This is a genomic window from Fibrella arboris, from assembly GCF_041321095.1.
GTDB classification, from domain to species: Bacteria; Bacteroidota; Bacteroidia; order Cytophagales; family Spirosomataceae; genus Fibrella; species Fibrella arboris.
The window spans coordinates 1-17544 of record NZ_JBGGWE010000008.1; the positions used below are offsets into that span (position 1 = coordinate 1).

The window sequence follows — 17544 nt, forward strand, 5'->3', positions numbered from 1 at the left end:
TCGTCCCTCTACTCCCCCTCCTCCCTCTCGTCCCCCTCCTCCCTTCCTCCTTTCCTCCCTTCCTCCTTTCCTCCCTCAATCATGGCACTCCATCAGGAGGAGGTCGCCGGTTTGGGTCGTGATGCGAACGAAGCCATCAGCGGCGGCTTCGTTGCTGCTGCCGGTTCGGTAGCCAATCGTGAGCGATTCATTATAGAGGTTATACAACAAACCGGCTGTCTCGATGCCCGTTACGGTGCCCACCGGAATAAGCGAGATAGGCGTTCCTTTGGCATACCACTTTTCAAATCGGCCCACCAGCGGATAGATCACGGAATAATCGTCGATGAGCGTGACTTTGATCCGGGTCTTGAAGCGGACAATATTCGTCAGGTTAGTGATGGTATGATCCATCCGGCGACCGGTTGCCCAGACGATGTTCACCGCTGGAAAGCCGCGCTCAACCAGAAAATCGATTCCTTTCTCCAGATCGGTCTTGTTCTGATCGGGCGTGTGGATGATCTCGATCGGATACTGGGCTGACCGGATCGCCTCGACGTCGAGATCGCCACCGTCTACGGCGCGGTCGAAATCGCCCAGCAATACATCGGCTTTCAGCCCCATCGCCATCACCCGGTGAATGGCCTGATCGAGGACGACGATGTAGGGCGACCATTCCAGTAGCTGGCCAAGTAAGTCGGGCTGGCAGGATTCGCCATTGGCGATCAATAGCGCCGGTTCCTGCTTTTCGCGGACGATGTGATGGGAAGACATACAGTGTATAAAGCGTTAGGCGCTGCGATTGCCAGGCGGTTAGTAAGTAGTCAATAACGGGCATGAACAGGCATTCATTGCCACCACGAGCTGGGTACGTCATGTTGAACCCGGCTACCGAACAACCCGCAAGGTATGACTGGCAATGACTACCTGATACCAGTAAATGATCATTCCTGACCCTGAAGAACGCAACGCCAATGACCACTAGCTTACAGACTAAAAAAAGAGAACCAAATCGTGTCGTCTACCCGTTACGTACCCATACCAAACGCATTGATTGACCTATGCATATTACAAAACATAAGGTAGCCGCCATCCGGTACACCCTGCGGAACGACGCCGGGCAGGTACTCGATTCCAGCGAAGGCGGTGAGCCATTATACTACCTGCATGGTGAGCACAACCTGATTCCAGGCATGGAAGAAGGCCTTGAAGGCCGGCAGGCGGGGGATAAATTAAACCTGAGTATTCCACCCGAAAAAGGCTACGGCGTGCGTGACCCTAAAAACGTGCATCAAGTGCCAAAAACAGCGTTTGGTGGGGCACCAGTAGAGGTAGGCATGCAGTTTCAGGCCGATGACGGCATGGTCGTGACCGTTAAAGAAGTAGGGCCCACATCGGTTACGATCGATGCCAATCATGAACTGGCGGGCGAAACCCTACACTTCGATATTGACGTCGTGGAGGTACGCAACGCAACCGACGATGAACTGTCGCACGGTCATGCACACGGTCCCGGCGGGCATCATTGATCAACTAGATTCGCACAGGTAGAGTGGCTCGGTTCATACCCGAGCCATTTTTTTTGCTCATCAGGGCGAGTCCGTTCATCAACCGGGCGGTGAGCGCCAAGTGGCTATAATGAATTGGTGTTACTAAAAATTATAGTTGTTAAATATATACTTGCTGAACGTGCTGACTAGATGGCTTTTGCTATAAAATAAACGGCTAAACTCGCTATAAAGTAAACTTTCTGAGTAGTACAAGCGGGTCAGACAGTATAAGTGACCAGAAGTAACATTAAAATAGGATTAAAATTAATACCGTTTAAAACATTTCTGAACGGGCATAGGGACAGGTTAGGTGCGAAATAGGTTCAAATGATTGTTTTTTTCTATAAAATATATCACTTATCATATAAATCAGACACATCACAACTTTTCGGCCAAAATCGCCTTTAATCCGAGTTAAAATTTTTGATAGTATACTTGCTGAGAAGATTGAGGGATATCGCCCGAGAACTGTCTCCACTTAGTATGCATTTATTCACACCCATAATGCCGAATTTTTCCATGAAAACGTTGCGAAAAAATAAATCTATTTTTTAAATCTGTTTGCAGGTTTCAGTTCTGACCGACTTGTTTACTGCCCGCACGGGCGTGACTGGTTCGTTGGTTTTCGGTCGAAAAAAATGCTGGAACAACAGATAAGGCTGGTTTAATTATCTTATAATCAGTCTTTTAGCACTGTGTCATCTAGATGCGTTTCAGAAAAAAGGAATTTTTCTGGTGGAACAATAATGTCTATACATCAAAAAAATAGCTCAACTTCATAAAAAATTAATCCAAAATCCTGGATTATCTGGTATGATTTGTGATTGTAACAAAGTCTGTAAACTGAGTAGAGTGAATAAATCAATTTGCCCGGCGGTTGATCGGTTACTTAGTAATAATTCAGCTACTTAAAATTCCATTTTGAGCATTTTTACTTTAAAATCTAATCATTTCCTGCTTACCAAATTGTAAATAAGCTTTACATGAAAACGACAACGCTGAATATCAGGTACCTCGTTTACGGGTTATGTCTCGTGGCTTCCCTGTACAACTGCAAGACGAAGGATGTGGATTCGCTAACGCCATTCACCTACACCTTCAAAGGGTTCGACACCAAGCTGCCCGACGTCACGCCAACGCAACCCGCAGCTGTCTCTGCTACAGCGGGTAGTGTAACCTCTTCAACAGCTGCCGCCGCCGTTACATCGGGCCTAAGCAGTTTGTCGGCGGGTGGACCAGTGCCCGCTGCCGTGAGTAATGCTGCTGCTGCCGTGAGTAATGCTGTTTCGCCAGAGAAAGCAGCATCGCTGGCCGCCAGTTTTACGCCCGACCTCATGAAGTCGTTGGCAGCAGGTGGTACATTACCTGCAAGTCTGAAAGCAGAATCTGAAGCACTGGCTGCTAATCCCGCGCTGAAAGCCTATTTGCCCTCCTTCACTTTGCCAACCGTGAATGGCAAAGCAATTGGTGGCCGTACCGGTGTTGGTACACCCGGCAACGTGATTGGAGCCGTAGCTGCGGCTTTCCTCAGAGCCGACGATGATGCCTGTAAAGCCGCTGCCATTGCCGCCTACAACACGGCGGTGCAAAACCTGACCACTACCCGCGACGCGCAACTGGCCGCTGTTAATGCTGTCTTTACGCAGGCACAAGCCGCTGCCAATGCAGAGGTAACTCCTTGTAAAGCAAATATATCGGGCTTGTACACCACTGCGCGAACCAATGCCACCAACCAGTATAACGCGGGGATTGCCGCCCTGGATGCCGGCAAAGCAGCGTTAGGTCAGACGCTCTACAACGCACTACACGTACTATATGATGTAGGGTACGCGCAGGCGCTCGCGGGTATTGCTGCGCTTGAAACCGCTCAGGGCGGTGCTTGCGATGCTGTTAACGTTGCCAAACAGGCTGCCGCTACTTCGGCTCGGGATGGTGATTTGGCTAAGGTTAACGGCAACTTCAACACGGCGAAAGCAACGCTGGACAAAAACCTGGCTACTGCAACAGCTAGCTGTCACAACCAGGGTAACGGTGGTTGATTCGCCACGCATCAACTGAACGATCCTGATTCCACCTCAAGCCAGTCAATCTTATGTGCAAAAAATCTATTTCAACTGCCATTATTGTCCTTGCCGGTCTCTTTGGCGCCCTCTCGGCCCAGGCACAGGTTAATCTGAAAAGCATCAGCGTTGGTGCCAGCTATTGGCAGCCCTCGCTCGATTACTGGAACGACCGATCGTTCCTGCGCGACTACAACGGCGGTAGCGGTGCCAAGCTGTCGGGTAAGGTGATGCCAACGGCTGCTATCGAAATCGGTCTGGTCAAGAACCTGTCGATCGGTGCGCGGGTCGGTTATTACAAGAACACAGCATCGGGTACTGTTACCATAGCGGGAATAAACCGCTCGGAAGACTTCTCGCTGTCGATCATTCCGGTGGCGGCCGACCTGAAATATACCTTTGCCGGTAAGCAGGACGATACCAAAACACCCTTCCTGTTGCCCTACATTGGGGTGAGTGTAGCCCGTTATTTCATCAATAACGAATTAAACCGGGTAGTGACGGCCAATCCAGGTACGTTGAACGAAAAGCAGTCGGGTAATTCGTATGGGGTGCAGGTGTTTGTGGGTGCCGAGAAGAAGCTGGTAAAAAGTTTGTATGCCGGCCTGGATGTTCGCTACCACCTGGGCAGCTACAATCAGTTGGTTCGAACCGAAACAACCAGCACATCGGAGAAGGTGAGTCTGAACGGGGTAGAGGCGGGTCTGTCGCTACGCGTCAAGTTTAATTAACTGGTTGATAATGGTTGGTGAACTAGCGTATTTTCTCAGAAATGACGTATAGACGCGACCGTTAGAAATTGCCATGTGTATGAAGACCGGGAAAAAGGTTTTGTTCTTGTTGCAGCTAGCTGTTGGTGTCGGTATTCCGATGCAATTGGTAGCGCAGATGAACATATCCGGCAAACCGGGTCTGATTTATATTCCAACGGCTGAGGTTCTAGCCGATGGGACGTTCTCGATCGGCTACAATTACAACCCAAGAGATTACGCATTTCGGTTCAACAAGCAAAATTCAGAGAGCATAACGTATGTTAATCTGGCTATTCTGCCCCGACTGGAAATGAACATCAATCTGCTCAATCCCAACGGCCCAATTCGGTTTGCTGATAAGGGAATCGGCGATCGGCAGATTGATCTGAAGTACGTCGTGCTGACCGAAAAGCCCAAACGTCCGTCGATGGCCCTGATTCTGTCGGCCCCGTTTGGCATCGACAATTCGCTGATCACGTACGCGCTGGTAGCGACCAAGCACGTACCGGTCAGCCGGTCGATAACGGCGGGGGTAACGGTTGGCATGGGAAGTCCGTACACGATCTACCGGGCTGACACCCGGAATGATCAGAACTCGGATATCTTTTCGGGCTACACACTACGAGACAAACGGACATTGCCTTACCATTATCTGTCGGGGCCGTTTGGTGGGGTGAGCCTGAACGTGGACCGGAAGGGAGGCATGATGGTGGAATGGGATTCGCAACACCTGAATGTGGGCGCGTACACTACCCTGTTTAATCACCTGACCGTACAGGCCGGATTGTTGAATGGACAGCAGTTGACGGCAGGCACGTCCTACAGCGTGAACCTGCTGCGGTCGTCTGGCCAGGTACGTGCCAACGTGGAAAAAGGACTAGCCGAACGGACCAACGCGCCGGTAGAGGTGGAAAAGCCAATCCGGAACGTGTTGCCCGACTACGAGAATCTGACCGTCGACAGCACCGCCCATGAAGTCTCGTATGAACAGCGACTATACCGGAACCCGTTCAAGGGCCTGCTTAAGCTGGCTGAACCGATGGTAGTTCAGGGTATAACGGACTATGTGCCCATGTACCAGGGCGTGCCGATTGCCCGGTATCGATTGGGAGCTACCACCACCACGAGCACGATCTCTAAGGAGGAGCGGGCCAACTGGAAGCGGAAACACCCGTTCGATAGTCGACGCTATAAACTGGATTTCCGGTTGCAGCCTGAGTTCATCGCGCAGTTTGGCTTTCGCGAGCAGCTGGTAGAAAGCAAAACGAATCTGCTATTGCAAAGTCAGCTGTACCTGAGCCGTGGACTGGTGCTGAACTGGGGCATACTATTCCCGATTGTCAACAAGCTCGATAATCAGGCGCTGAACGTTCGGCCCGCTCCGACCTTTGTGAATCAGTTCCTGGCGCTCGATGGCACGAATTTCCTGAGCCTGTCGGCGGGGCTGTTCTACAACGATCAGTATGGGTTCAATATGCAGTACCGCCATACCGACCTGACGAAGAACTGGTCGTATGGGGTAGAAACGGGGTTGACCGGATTCTATTACTTCCCGGAGAATGGGTTCTATTACGAACCGATAGACCACCTGTTGCTCCTGGCCGATGTAGCCTATCGCCTGCCGAAACGGGACATTACGGTGAAGCTATCGGGTGGGCAATTTCTCTACAAAGATCGGGGTGCTCGTATCGACCTGATCCGGCAGATGGGGAATGTGGAAGTGGGGATCTATGCTATGAAAACGAAGAACGGCGGAACGGGCGGCTTCAATTTTGCCATTCCGATTCCGCCGGGACGAATTGCACAGAGTAATCGGGTACGTCTCCGGACGACCGAGGAGTTTCGTTGGGAGTATGCCTACAGTCGGGGCTACAACATTGGCAACCGATACCGTGTCGGCAACCAGTTGGATGCGCTGCTAAGGCAATACCACAGCAGTTATATACAGAATCAGTATCGATAATGCTTAAAGTGACTTGTATGAGGTTAGTTGGAATGCGGGCTCAAATGGGCTTTTGGTTTATTGGATTGTGTGCGTGCCTGTCGGGTTGTATTTCCAGTAAGGAACTGGTGCTGTATCAGGGTGGAGGGCCCGGTAAAGACACCATCAACATGGCGGCGCGGTACATTCCGACCATTAAACCCGGTGATGTGCTGTCGGTGCAGGTGAGTAGCCTCAGCCCCGAGGCGTCAGCCTTTTTTAATCCCTATGCAACAATGGGGGCTGTGAGTAACGTACAACAGAATATGCCAACCACGCCACTGCCCTATATTCCGGGGTATCTGGTGACTGATGACGGGAAGATTGAATTGCCCATTATTGGTAGCCAGCCAGTTACCGGGCTTACAACAACCCAGGCGTCGGGTGCCATTCGAACCAAACTGCTCGCGTACCTGAAAGAGCCTACCGTGAATATTCGGAATTTGAACTTTCAGATTTCGGTAACGGGGGAAGTAGCCCGCCCATCGCTTTTTTCTATTCCGAATGAGCAGATTACACTGCCCGCTGCCCTGGGCCTGGCGGGCGATATTACAATCTACGGACAGCGGACCAACGTGCTGGTCATACGCGAAGAGAATGGTAAGCAGACCTTTAACCGCGTTGACCTGACCAAGCGTGATGTATTTAACTCGCCTTTTTATTACCTGCATCCAAATGATGTCGTGTACGTAGAGCCGGGCAAATCACGGGTGGCAAGTGCCGATCGGTTCTATCAAACCGTACCTATCATTCTGAGTGCTTTATCTTTTCTGGCTATTATCATTACTCGCCTATAACTCTATTGAACATGGCTGATAAAAACTACTCCTACGTTCCCTATCAACTGGTAGAAGGCGAAAACAAAAATCTTCGCGCTGTCCTGATGCGCTATGTGCGAAACTGGCCCTGGTTCATTGTCAGCATAGCGCTCTCGGTGGCAGCAGCCTACGTATATCTGCTCTACCAGCCTTCGATATACAAAGTGCAGGCCAGCTTGCTGATCAAAGATGAGAAAAAAGGGCTTGATGGCGAAAGTATGCTGAAAGAACTCGAAATCTTTACACCCAAGAAAGTGGTCGAGAATGAGATCGAGATCCTGAAGTCGTACACGCTGATGGACAAGATTGTACAGCGACTTGATCTGGCTACCCGCTATTACACCACAACCACGTTTGGCGACCGGGAAACGTTCACACCGCCCGTTCGGCTGGTTGTGGAGCAGCCCAACTCCCAACTGTATAAGGAGCCACTTACGCTGACGTTTCCGAAGGCCGGTCAGGTGCGTATCAATGAGCAAACGTACCCACTGAACAAGAGTGTACAGACACCGCTTGGCCGGTTGCGTGTGTTTAGTCATCAGGCCATCCCGGCCGATACGGAGCCGATGCACATCATAGTGCAGGCACAGACCGACGCCGTAAACGGTTTTCTGAAGAGCCTGAAGGCGGAACCAACTTCGAAGGCATCGAGCGTGATCATGCTGACGATGGAGGACGAGGTACCTAAGCGGGGGGAAACCATCCTGAATCAGTTGATTGAAGAATACAACCAGGCTGCCATTGCCGACAAGAACAAAATGGCCTCGAATACGCTGAAGTTTATCGAAGACCGTCTGGATCTGATATCGGGTGAGCTGGCAACGGTTGAGAAAGATGTTGAACGCTATAAATCGACGCAGGGCATCACGGACCTGAGTACGCAGGCGCAGAATTTTCTAACCACGGTACAGCAGAATGATTCTCAATTGAATCAGGTAAAGATTCAGCTGGGCGCTCTGAATGACGTTGAACGGTATTTGAGTAGCCAGTCGAACGGACAGGGCATTGCACCCGCGACACTGGGACTTGGTGATCCGGTGATGCTCGGCATGGTGAACCGGTTGTCTGAACTGGAAATGAAGCGTGAGCAGGTTATTCGGACTACGTCTGAACTGAACCCACTGGTGCAAACGATCGACAGTCAGATCAAAGAGACCAGGTTGAACATCAGCGAAAACCTGGAAACCATGAAGAAGCAGTTGCAGACGTCGCAGCAGCAGATGGTGGCCAACAATGGCCGGATGGAAGGCATGATTCGGACCATTCCAACCAAAGAACGTTTATTGCTGAATATTTCGCGGCAGCAGGCCATTAAGAATGACCTGTATACGTACCTGTTGCAGAAGCGTGAAGAAACGGCCGTTTCTTTTGCCTCAACGATTTCTGATAGTCGTACTATTGATGCTGCCCGAACAAATAGCAAACCGGTCAAACCGGTTAGCCATATTTTCTTTCTTCTATTTGGACTTGTCGGTTTCCTGATTCCGATTGGGGCTATGGCGAGTCGTGATGCGCTTAATAACCGAATTCTTCGACGGACCGATGTAGAGGAACAAACCAATGCGCCGATTCTGGGTGAGCTGATGAAAAGCAAACGGCCAGAGCCAATTGTAATCCAGGGGCGTAGCCAGTCTATCTTATCTGAGCAGATTCGTACGTTACGCACTAATCTGCAGTTCATTCGCTCCAACACGGATCAAAGCCAGGTGTTGCTGTTTACGTCCAGCATTAGTGGTGAAGGAAAATCGTTTATATCCCTCAACCTGGGGGCTAGTTTAGCGTTAACCCGTCGACGTACGGTCATTCTTGAGATGGATTTACGCAAGCCAAAACTGCATAAGAATCTGGGCTTGACTGCTGGTGTAGGCATCAGTAATTTTCTCTGTGGTGATGCTACCCTTGATGAAGTCATTCAGTTGATTGATGGCTACGACAATTACTATATGATCACCAGCGGACCCATTCCGCCAAATCCATCAGAACTGCTAAGCACCAATAAACTGGCCGAATTGATAACCGAATTGAAAAAACAGTTTGACTACGTCATTATTGACTCACCACCCATTGGCCTGGTAACCGACGCGCAACTGATAGCTCCATTAGCTGACTCAACCATGTACATTGTTCGGCATGATCTAACGCCGAAAATCTACCTGAAGCAACTGGATGTGTGGTATCGGGAAAATCGATTCAACAAACTGAATGTGATCTTAAATGCCATCGGGGAAGGCGAAGCGTATTACAACAGCTATAACTACGGCGGTTACTACGATCAGGCCAAACCAGCGAGAGTAAAGCGGTAGCAATCAACAATGTGCTTCATTGGTGAGATGATAGCCATCTAGCCCACACAACGTTTTAAACAGCCACCTCATGTTATCGTTAGACACTGCTGTCAATCGCAACAGGTATTTCATGGCTGCCGAGTCGGCGCTACCTGTTGTTGTAGAGATTACCTGGTACGAGCGGTACGGCAAACGTATTTTTGATATTGTTGTTGCCTCGTTCGTACTGGTCTTTATGCTTTCCTGGATGATTCCAATCATTGGGATAGCTATCAGATTGAGCTCACCTGGGCCAATGCTATTCCGTCAAAAACGAAGCGGTCGGCATGGGCGTGAGTTTTGGTGTCTTAAATTCAGATCGATGTATCATAGACCACGTGGTCATTTTGCTCAATGTGAAAAGAATGATCCACGCGTGACTTCAATCGGAGCTTTTTTACGGCGCTCAAACTTAGACGAGATGCCACAATTCCTGAATGTGCTAATGGGTGACATGAGTATCGTTGGTCCCCGTCCGCATGCGGTTCAGCACGACGACAGGTATTGGTTTACCATGCCCAATTATCATGTGCGGTATCAGATACGTCCTGGTATAACGGGCTTGGCCCAGGTACGTGGTGCACGAGGAGAAACTGATAAATTTATTAAGATGAAGCATAGAGTAGAATATGATAAACTTTACGTTAGAAAGCAATCTTTTTTAGTAGACATAAAATTGTGTATTGCTACAATTGCCGCGATGTTGAAGGGTAATGTTAATGCTTGGTAAAATGATTTCAAATCTGAACTTTAATAAATGGAGAAACTTGTCTGTAAATATTTTCTCGTTGACCGGAGTACATCTTGCAAATAATCTTTTGCCATTTTTTACTGTGCCAATCGTAGTCAGAATAATAGGGCCTGAAAAATTAGGGCTCCTAAATTTTTCGATGACATTTATTCAATATTTTTTATTATTTATTAGTTTCGGGTTTGACTTAACAGTTGTAAGAAAAATTTCTATCAATAGACACAATAAAGAATATATTAATAGTACTTTTAATACAATCATCTTTGCAAGATTGATTTTATTGCTAATTTCTTTCATTGCTTTCTTGACTATTGTATATAGTTTTGAAAGTCTTAGAGAAAATTCATTTCTGCATTTTTCAACTTTTTTGTGCTGCATCGGTGTTGCATTTTTTCCGAGTTGGTTGTATCAAGGCATGGAAGACCTAAAGTTTATAGCTGTAGTGAACTTCTTAGTGAAAATCAGTTATGTACTGCTAATTCTGATTTTTTTAAAGACGAAAAGTGATTTTGTATATCAAAACTTATTTATTGGAATAACGCATGCTGTTGGAGGTATTCTGGCTTATATAATTGCGATTAATCGCTATAATTTAAAGTTTAAATTGGTAAAATATAGAGATGTACTCTTGTCCTTCAAAGAAGCTAGTACACTTTTCCTAAGCAATCTAGCAACTAATATTTACTCATATTGTCATCCATTAATAATTGGTATATTTTGTAATATTGAGTCAGTAGGGATATTTTCAGCTGCCAGTCGGCTAGAAATAATATTAAATGCTTTTATGATTATGGCGTTCAATCAGGCACTGTTTCCCATAATTGCAAGTAGATTTGGAGAGAGTCTCAACAATGGCTTGGATTTTATTAACAAAGTTCTTCCAATATATCTGTTAACTTCTCTATTCGTAGTTTTTTCAATAGAGATAACTGCACCTTTTATTATCAGTATTATTTATGGCAATAAATTTCAAGAGAGCATTTTGATTTTAAGAATTATTGGCTTACTTCCGATTACTTCATGCTTAACGACATTGCTTGGAGTACACTTAATGTTAAACCTGAAACTAGATAGACAATATTTGAATATAAATAGCTGCTGTTATATTATAGGTATAATGTGTAGTTATTACTTCATTTATAAATTTAATTACATCGGAGCGGCTATTGCTTGGGTAATTACAGAAGTATTATTAGTCATAGTCATGTTATGGTATTTAAAAAAATTCCATAGTTATATTATAGATTCAATTTTAAATCCAAATTTTTGGCATACACGATTAACAACAGCTGGTAAATATCTTTCAGGAAAGTAATTTTAATTATATATTAAATGAAACAGAATCAGTATGTAATATCAATATGCGTTGCATTATTTGGTTTTTCTATTCTAATTAGCTTAATTCCTGGAGATTATAAATATATTAAATACCTTTGCCCAGCAATGTTCTTTGTGTTGACACTTCCATTTAATACTAATGCAAAGAACATCGTTATATCAAAACAATTTGGAAATTTATTGTGGGTGAGTTTATTTATAATATTATTTACAAGTTTACTAGGTTTAATATTAGATTCGAGTTTCGAGCAAAGATTTTTCCTAGAACTGTATTTTACATTGTCCCCTTTACTATGTGTTTATATTCTGAATAGATATTATACTATTCAGGATTATGATTTAGGGGTAACATTAGTTTTTATTTTCTATATTCTATATTTTATAGGTGATACATTGAGTTTCGGTTTGTATAATTTATTGTCTCAACTGAGCGTTAATACTCTAAAGTCATTTATTGTAGATTCTGAATCACAAGGCGAATCAAATTCAGCTTTTGTATTTGGTTTATTAGCAGTATTCTTTTTACAAAAAAAGAGTTATAAATTTTTTATAATATCTCTAATTTTTGTCGTGCTTTCATCCAAAAGAATTGTATACGTTGGAGTTATCGGTTCTATACTTTTTCAATTGTCGACAGTTGATGTATTAACAAGAAAGTATAGAGCTATATATTTATTGACATTCATGATAGTTGGTGTATTAGTACCCATTATATTACTTTCACTTGCAAATGGAACATTTGATATATGGATTGAAAAAAATACTGTGGTAGATACTAATCAATTAACGCAGGGTAGATCATTTGTATACAATATACTAATTGAAAAATTTGGGTATCCATCATTACTTGGTACTGGATACGGTAGTACTAGCTCATTGCTTTCAAATTCGGATACTAGTATTAAACTGCTCCATTCTGATTTGTTGAAATTGGCTTACGAATTCGGTATAATCGGCTTTCCTATCTGGTTGTTATATTTATCCATTGTATTTACTAAAAACAAATTTTCAACATCTTTGTATATATATATATTTATCCTGTTTATGACAGATAATGTTTATATATATTTTGACGTTCTGTTTGTGTATTATTTTTTGCAGATTTACTCATTTACTAAAACAAAAAGCACAGATAAATATTCGAATCACAAATTTATATATTCAAATAGTGGTGCGGAATAATACAGAAATATAGTATAAATATTGATCACAAAAAAGAAGAAATTTTAACCAATGTCGGCATTGGCATAAATGTTGCTTTTTGAAGAATATAAATGTATTCGCTCAACAATTAATCGCTTTAAGTATGAAAGTAAGTGTTATAACTTGTGTATTCAATGATGAAAGATACATTGAATCTTCTGTGAGGAGTATTTTACAACAGACCCATACTAATCTTGAGTATATTATAGTAGACGATGGATCAACAGATTCTACATTGTCCATTCTTCAAAAGATTCGTGAAGAAGATGATAGGATACAACTCGTTAGTCAACCGAATGGGGGGCCCGCCGCTGCACGTAATACCGCACTTTCTTTAGCCACTGGTGATTACATTGCCATCCAGGACTCAGATGATTTATCACTTCCAGAAAGGCTTGAAATACAACTAAGGTCGATAGGAGATTACGATGTTATTTCATCTTATTATAATATTATTGATGAAGATGGAAACATTATGTGTACTAATCTCAAAGATAATGATATTGTCAAAAATCTAAGTTTAGGTTCAAATCCTCTTGCACACGGGACATTACTCATTAGGCGATCAGCCCTCCTCTCCATAAATGGTTATGATCAGTTTTATAGAGCTAGTCAAGATTTCGATATGTATCTTCGACTAATAGAGGTGGGGTGTTCGTTTGCAAGGGTCAAGTCTGTATTATGCCAATATCGTATTCGAAAAAAATCTATCGGTGGTACGATCAGTGAAGAATATTTTAAACGAGCTTATGATAATTACCTTACTAGGAAAAGAGGGGGTGTATCAGCTAAAACCCCTATCTCAAGTACAAAATTAGTTAACAAGTATCATCATGAAGATAGAATGGCACTTGCTATATTTTGGACTGAAGAGTATGGTAAATATTTGAAATATTTAATAAAAAATTTTAATACAATTCATTTGTTTCACCATTTAAAATACATCACTTTTTCCATGTTGCCCAAACCCATTAAACCTCAAGCAAAAAAAATGATATTCAAGTTGAGTAAAAACGCATATCAATTTTTAAGATAAAGTTTATCTTATAGTACTCTTGTCATTTTATAAGCTTCCTATATGAAGAAAAGGTCGTTTTTTATCTTTCAAGACTGGCAACAAAATGGGAGTAATGCCAAAGGTCGAATTGTACTAACACTGTATAGACTTGCAAACCTAGCAACAATAAATAGACTCATCTTTGTTCTTTTAGTTCCATACTTAGTGCTTTACCGCCTATTTATAGAGTGGATATTAGGGTGTGAAATACCATACAAAACTTCAATAGGATCTGGTATTATTATTTATCACGGTCATTCACTTGTAATAAATGACGGAACAATAATTGGTAATCGCTGTACAATAAGACATTGTACCACAATCGGCAGTAAAAAGTTATTAGATTCTACTTATTCTAAGTCACCAATCATCGGCGACGATGTTGATATTGGATCAAACGTTTGCATAATAGGACCAATTACGATTGGGAATAATGTGACCATTGGTGCTGGATCAGTTGTCATAAAAGATGTTCCTTCTAACACTGTTGTTGCTGGAAACCCAGCAAAAATTATTAGATACATAAGTTGATTTTATCGATAAAAATCGCTAATGCTTTGAAAATACTACTCATTCATACTTACTACCAAGTAAAAGGCGGAGAAGATATCGTCTTTGAACAAGAATTTAATTTACTTCGCAAAAAACATGACGTAAAAATACTGACATTCATAAATAAACCAGGATTGAAAGGTATATTTCAATTCATTTTCAGTATATGGAATATATTTGCGGCTGATAAGTTGAAAAAAAATATCTCTGTATATAAACCAGACCTCATCCATATTCATAATTGGCATTATGCAAGTGGACCGATAATCATTCGAGTTGCAAAAAGTAATAAAATTCCTGTAATACTTACGCTACATAATTATAGGTTACTTTGTCCATCTGGTTCTTTGATGAATAACGGTAAACTGTTTACTGAAAGTATAAATGCTAAGTTTCCATGGAAAGCTATTCGCTATAAAGTTTTTCGCGAATCATATATTTTGACATTTTGGTTGTCGTTTATTGTTTGGTTTCATAGGGTAATTGGTACATGGAATTTAGTTGATAAGTATATTGTATTGACTTCTTTTGCTCAACAGCTATATGAAAATTCTACACTAAATCTGAACCCTGAATCTATTATTATAAAACCCAATTTTGTTACTGCTTTTCCAGAGGAGTCTATAAAAAAGTCATTTTACTTGTATGTAGGGAGATTAAGTGAAGAAAAAGGTACTGAAGTATTGCTAACTGCTTTCGTTAAGTCAAAAAAAACACTGAAAATTGCAGGTAACGGACCTTTACTAGAAAAAGTTAAGAAAGCATCATTTAATTATAGTAATATTCAATATGAAGGGATTTTGAACCAAGAGGAAGTTAGACATCTAATGAAGGGCTGTACAGCTTTAATATTCCCCTCTATTTGGTTTGAAGGGATGCCAATGGTTATTTTAGAAGCCTTCTCACAAGGGATACCAGTAATTGCGAGTAACTTCGGTGTAATGTCGACGATGATAAAACACGGTGTTGATGGAATGCATTTTAATGTAAATGATCCAAATTCTTTAGTATCTGTGATAGATGTATGGTCAAACTTGAACGAATCTGAAAAAGATAGTTTTAGCGTACAAGCCTTAAATACATATAAAAAATTATACACAGAGGAAATAAACTATGAAATTCTATTCAATATTTATAACTCTCTAATAAAATGATACACAATTTTTTTGTTACTTCAATTTCTATTTAGTCTGCCGTTAGCTTAATTGAACATTTCGATGTTATAAATCTTAAAATTGAATTCGTTATAGTTTGTTTAATTTTTTTGAATCATAGCGCCTAAGTTCTGTATGAATAATTTTTAGAGATTTTTTTATCGTTGGTGCCACAAATTTGTAATCTTCTGTAGGGTAAGTCAATTGAATGATGTTAATTAATGTTTTTTATTAATTTTAAATTAATTAATTTAGAAATTAAATTTATTTCTGTTTAAATTTCTTAGGATTATTCTTGCTCGGTTTACTAACAATAAAATATAATTTAACAAATTTACTAGCTAAGTGGCAGTATAAAACCATATCAATATTAATTAGTATAAACGGCCGAATATTATATAAACACACATTTTTAAATCTAGAATACTTCACTGCTTGATCCATAAGTATACGATTTATTTACTGACCTGACACACTAACATACTCTGTAATCCAAAAACTGATTGATTGCGTGCAGGGTTTAATTAGATATTTATAAATGACCATAATCCAAAATATTTTTTCGATGATATAACGATTTGTATATAAAGTAACTTTTTAAATCTGATTTTTATCAATTTTCACCCTAGTCGATAGTAATTGGAAATGAAAATTTAGAGCATATTGAATATTGCAAACTTGATAAATATCGATAATCTGAGCGTTATTCTCTTTGCTAAATTGTATTTTATTGACCCGTGAATTAGTCCGTAAAGTATCTCCACCCCCATTCGCCTATTGGGCTTGGTTGTAGCATAAGTTAACTTAGCTGACTTTAGGGCTCTGTTCACGCATCAATAGCTATTTATAATTTTCACCTGTGAGATTATAGTATTTTATGAGTATTATTTACTAAATAATTTATTGTATTTCTTCTAGTTTTTACTTATTTAATGTAATTGCATTATTTCGTGTTATTAAAGTGTGTACCTTTACTTAGCGAATAATGCTTTGGCAATTAGTGATTTTTTGTACAATTTACTATTGATATTAATTTTCATTAATAAGTATGTACCTTCTATTTGCAGATATGAAGATAAGTGTTATAACTTGTGTATTCAATGATGAAAGATACATTGAATCTTCTGTGAGGAGTATTTTACAACAGACCCATACTAATCTTGAGTATATTATAGTAGACGATGGATCAACAGATTCTACATTGTCCATTCTTCAAAAGATTCGTGAAGAAGATGATAGGATACAACTCGTTAGTCAACCGAATGGGGGGCCCGCCGCTGCACGTAATACCGCACTTTCTTTAGCCACTGGTGATTACATTGCCATCCAGGACTCAGATGATTTATCACTTCCAGAAAGGCTTGAAATACAACTAAGGTCGATAGGAGATTACGATGTTATTTCATCTTATTATAATATTATTGATGAAGATGGAAACATTATGTGTACTAATCTCAAAGATAATGATATTGTCAAAAATCTAAGTTTAGGTTCAAATCCTCTTGCACACGGGACATTACTCATTAGGCGATCAGCCCTCCTCTCCATAAATGGTTATGATCAGTTTTACGAGATTAGCGAAGATTTCGATATGTATCTTCGACTAATAGAGGTGGGGTGTTCGTTTGCAAGGGTCAAGTCTGTATTATGCCAATATCGTATTCGAAAAAAATCTATGATGACAACGATCAGTGAAGAATATTTTAAACGAGCTTATGATAATTACCTTACTAGGAAAAGAGGGGGTGTATCAGCTAAAACCCCTATCTCAAGTACAAAATTAGTTAACAAGTATCATCATGAAGATAGAATGGCACTCGCTATATTTTGGACTGAAGAGTATGGTAAATATTTGAAATATTTATTTACTAACGTTACTAAAATCCACTTTTTTTCACATCTCAAATATGTGATATTTACATTCTTGCCTAAGCCAGTCAAAATTCAAGCAAAAAAAATAGTATTTAAATTGAGTGACACGAATTAGTTGAACCTTTTTATTGAAAATTAAGTTAGACATTGTTA

Annotated in this window: 14 protein-coding genes; 13 read left to right on the forward strand and 1 reads right to left on the reverse strand. The window is 41.7% G+C overall.

The annotated features are described in order from the left end of the window. Nucleotides 1–75: 75 nt before the first annotated feature. Nucleotides 76–753 carry a thiamine diphosphokinase gene (locus tag ACAW75_RS15085; RefSeq protein WP_370729565.1) on the reverse strand — a complete coding sequence of 226 codons (678 nt, stop codon included), beginning with the start codon at nucleotides 751–753 and terminating at the stop codon, nucleotides 76–78. 287 nt (nucleotides 754–1040) lie between these two features. Between ACAW75_RS15085 and ACAW75_RS15090 the strand changes: the two genes are divergently transcribed. From ACAW75_RS15090 to ACAW75_RS15150, 13 genes are all read left to right on the forward strand, one after another. Then, complete coding sequence (locus tag ACAW75_RS15090; protein ID WP_370729566.1) at nucleotides 1041–1508, forward strand: FKBP-type peptidyl-prolyl cis-trans isomerase; 468 nt, start codon at nucleotides 1041–1043, stop codon at nucleotides 1506–1508. Between the two features lie 1004 nt (nucleotides 1509–2512). Continuing rightward, nucleotides 2513–3568: a hypothetical protein gene (locus ACAW75_RS15095; RefSeq protein WP_370729567.1), complete on the forward strand. Its 1056-nt coding sequence runs from the start codon at nucleotides 2513–2515 to the stop codon at nucleotides 3566–3568. A 53-nt stretch (nucleotides 3569–3621) separates the two neighbouring features. After that, complete coding sequence (locus tag ACAW75_RS15100; protein ID WP_370729568.1) at nucleotides 3622–4320, forward strand: hypothetical protein; 699 nt, start codon at nucleotides 3622–3624, stop codon at nucleotides 4318–4320. 79 nt (nucleotides 4321–4399) lie between these two features. Next, nucleotides 4400–6304 carry a YjbH domain-containing protein gene (locus tag ACAW75_RS15105; protein ID WP_370729569.1) on the forward strand — a complete coding sequence of 635 codons (1905 nt, stop codon included), beginning with the start codon at nucleotides 4400–4402 and terminating at the stop codon, nucleotides 6302–6304. 17 nt (nucleotides 6305–6321) lie between these two features. After that, nucleotides 6322–7119, forward strand: coding sequence for a polysaccharide biosynthesis/export family protein (locus ACAW75_RS15110; RefSeq protein WP_370729570.1), 798 nt, complete (start codon nucleotides 6322–6324; stop codon nucleotides 7117–7119). An 11-nt stretch (nucleotides 7120–7130) separates the two neighbouring features. Continuing rightward, on the forward strand, nucleotides 7131–9443 hold the full coding sequence (locus tag ACAW75_RS15115; RefSeq protein WP_370729571.1) for a GumC family protein: 2313 nt from the start codon (nucleotides 7131–7133) through the stop codon (nucleotides 9441–9443). A gap of 70 nt (nucleotides 9444–9513) precedes the next feature. Beyond that, nucleotides 9514–10194, forward strand: coding sequence for a sugar transferase (locus ACAW75_RS15120; RefSeq protein ID WP_370729572.1), 681 nt, complete (start codon nucleotides 9514–9516; stop codon nucleotides 10192–10194). Nucleotide 10195: 1 nt separating this feature from the next. Beyond that, entirely contained in the window at nucleotides 10196–11530 is a 1335-nt protein-coding gene (locus ACAW75_RS15125) for an oligosaccharide flippase family protein (RefSeq protein ID WP_370729573.1), read from the forward strand. Between the two features lie 17 nt (nucleotides 11531–11547). After that, a complete protein-coding gene (locus ACAW75_RS15130; RefSeq protein ID WP_370729574.1) occupies nucleotides 11548–12735 on the forward strand; it encodes an O-antigen ligase family protein in 1188 nt (395 codons plus the stop codon). Nucleotides 12736–12859: 124 nt separating this feature from the next. Beyond that, on the forward strand, nucleotides 12860–13792 hold the full coding sequence (locus ACAW75_RS15135; RefSeq protein WP_370729575.1) for a glycosyltransferase family 2 protein: 933 nt from the start codon (nucleotides 12860–12862) through the stop codon (nucleotides 13790–13792). A gap of 42 nt (nucleotides 13793–13834) precedes the next feature. Next, nucleotides 13835–14344 carry a serine O-acetyltransferase gene (locus ACAW75_RS15140; protein WP_370729576.1) on the forward strand — a complete coding sequence of 170 codons (510 nt, stop codon included), beginning with the start codon at nucleotides 13835–13837 and terminating at the stop codon, nucleotides 14342–14344. A 26-nt stretch (nucleotides 14345–14370) separates the two neighbouring features. Beyond that, the gene (locus ACAW75_RS15145) at nucleotides 14371–15519 is read left to right on the forward strand and encodes a glycosyltransferase (protein ID WP_370729577.1); all 1149 of its coding nucleotides are present in this window, start codon (nucleotides 14371–14373) and stop codon (nucleotides 15517–15519) included. Nucleotides 15520–16567: 1048 nt separating this feature from the next. Then, on the forward strand, nucleotides 16568–17506 hold the full coding sequence (locus ACAW75_RS15150) for a glycosyltransferase family 2 protein (protein ID WP_370729578.1): 939 nt from the start codon (nucleotides 16568–16570) through the stop codon (nucleotides 17504–17506). Nucleotides 17507–17544 lie beyond the last annotated feature (38 nt).

Bases quoted from the DNA above. Each gene is read 5' to 3' on its own strand.
- ACAW75_RS15125 (WP_370729573.1), top strand. From the start codon at position 10,196: ATGATTTCAAATCTGAACTTTAATAAATGGAGAAACTTGTCTGTAAAT.
- ACAW75_RS15100 (WP_370729568.1), top strand. From the start codon at position 3,622: ATGTGCAAAAAATCTATTTCAACTGCCATTATTGTCCTTGCCGGTCTC.
- ACAW75_RS15150 (WP_370729578.1), top strand. From the start codon at position 16,568: ATGTACCTTCTATTTGCAGATATGAAGATAAGTGTTATAACTTGTGTA.
- ACAW75_RS15095 (WP_370729567.1), top strand. From the start codon at position 2,513: ATGAAAACGACAACGCTGAATATCAGGTACCTCGTTTACGGGTTATGT.
- ACAW75_RS15110 (WP_370729570.1), top strand. From the start codon at position 6,322: ATGAGGTTAGTTGGAATGCGGGCTCAAATGGGCTTTTGGTTTATTGGA.
- ACAW75_RS15130 (WP_370729574.1), top strand. From the start codon at position 11,548: ATGAAACAGAATCAGTATGTAATATCAATATGCGTTGCATTATTTGGT.
- ACAW75_RS15085 (WP_370729565.1), bottom strand. From the start codon at position 753: ATGTCTTCCCATCACATCGTCCGCGAAAAGCAGGAACCGGCGCTATTG.
- ACAW75_RS15140 (WP_370729576.1), top strand. From the start codon at position 13,835: ATGAAGAAAAGGTCGTTTTTTATCTTTCAAGACTGGCAACAAAATGGG.
- ACAW75_RS15090 (WP_370729566.1), top strand. From the start codon at position 1,041: ATGCATATTACAAAACATAAGGTAGCCGCCATCCGGTACACCCTGCGG.
- ACAW75_RS15135 (WP_370729575.1), top strand. From the start codon at position 12,860: ATGAAAGTAAGTGTTATAACTTGTGTATTCAATGATGAAAGATACATT.
- ACAW75_RS15105 (WP_370729569.1), top strand. From the start codon at position 4,400: ATGAAGACCGGGAAAAAGGTTTTGTTCTTGTTGCAGCTAGCTGTTGGT.
- ACAW75_RS15115 (WP_370729571.1), top strand. From the start codon at position 7,131: ATGGCTGATAAAAACTACTCCTACGTTCCCTATCAACTGGTAGAAGGC.
- ACAW75_RS15120 (WP_370729572.1), top strand. From the start codon at position 9,514: ATGTTATCGTTAGACACTGCTGTCAATCGCAACAGGTATTTCATGGCT.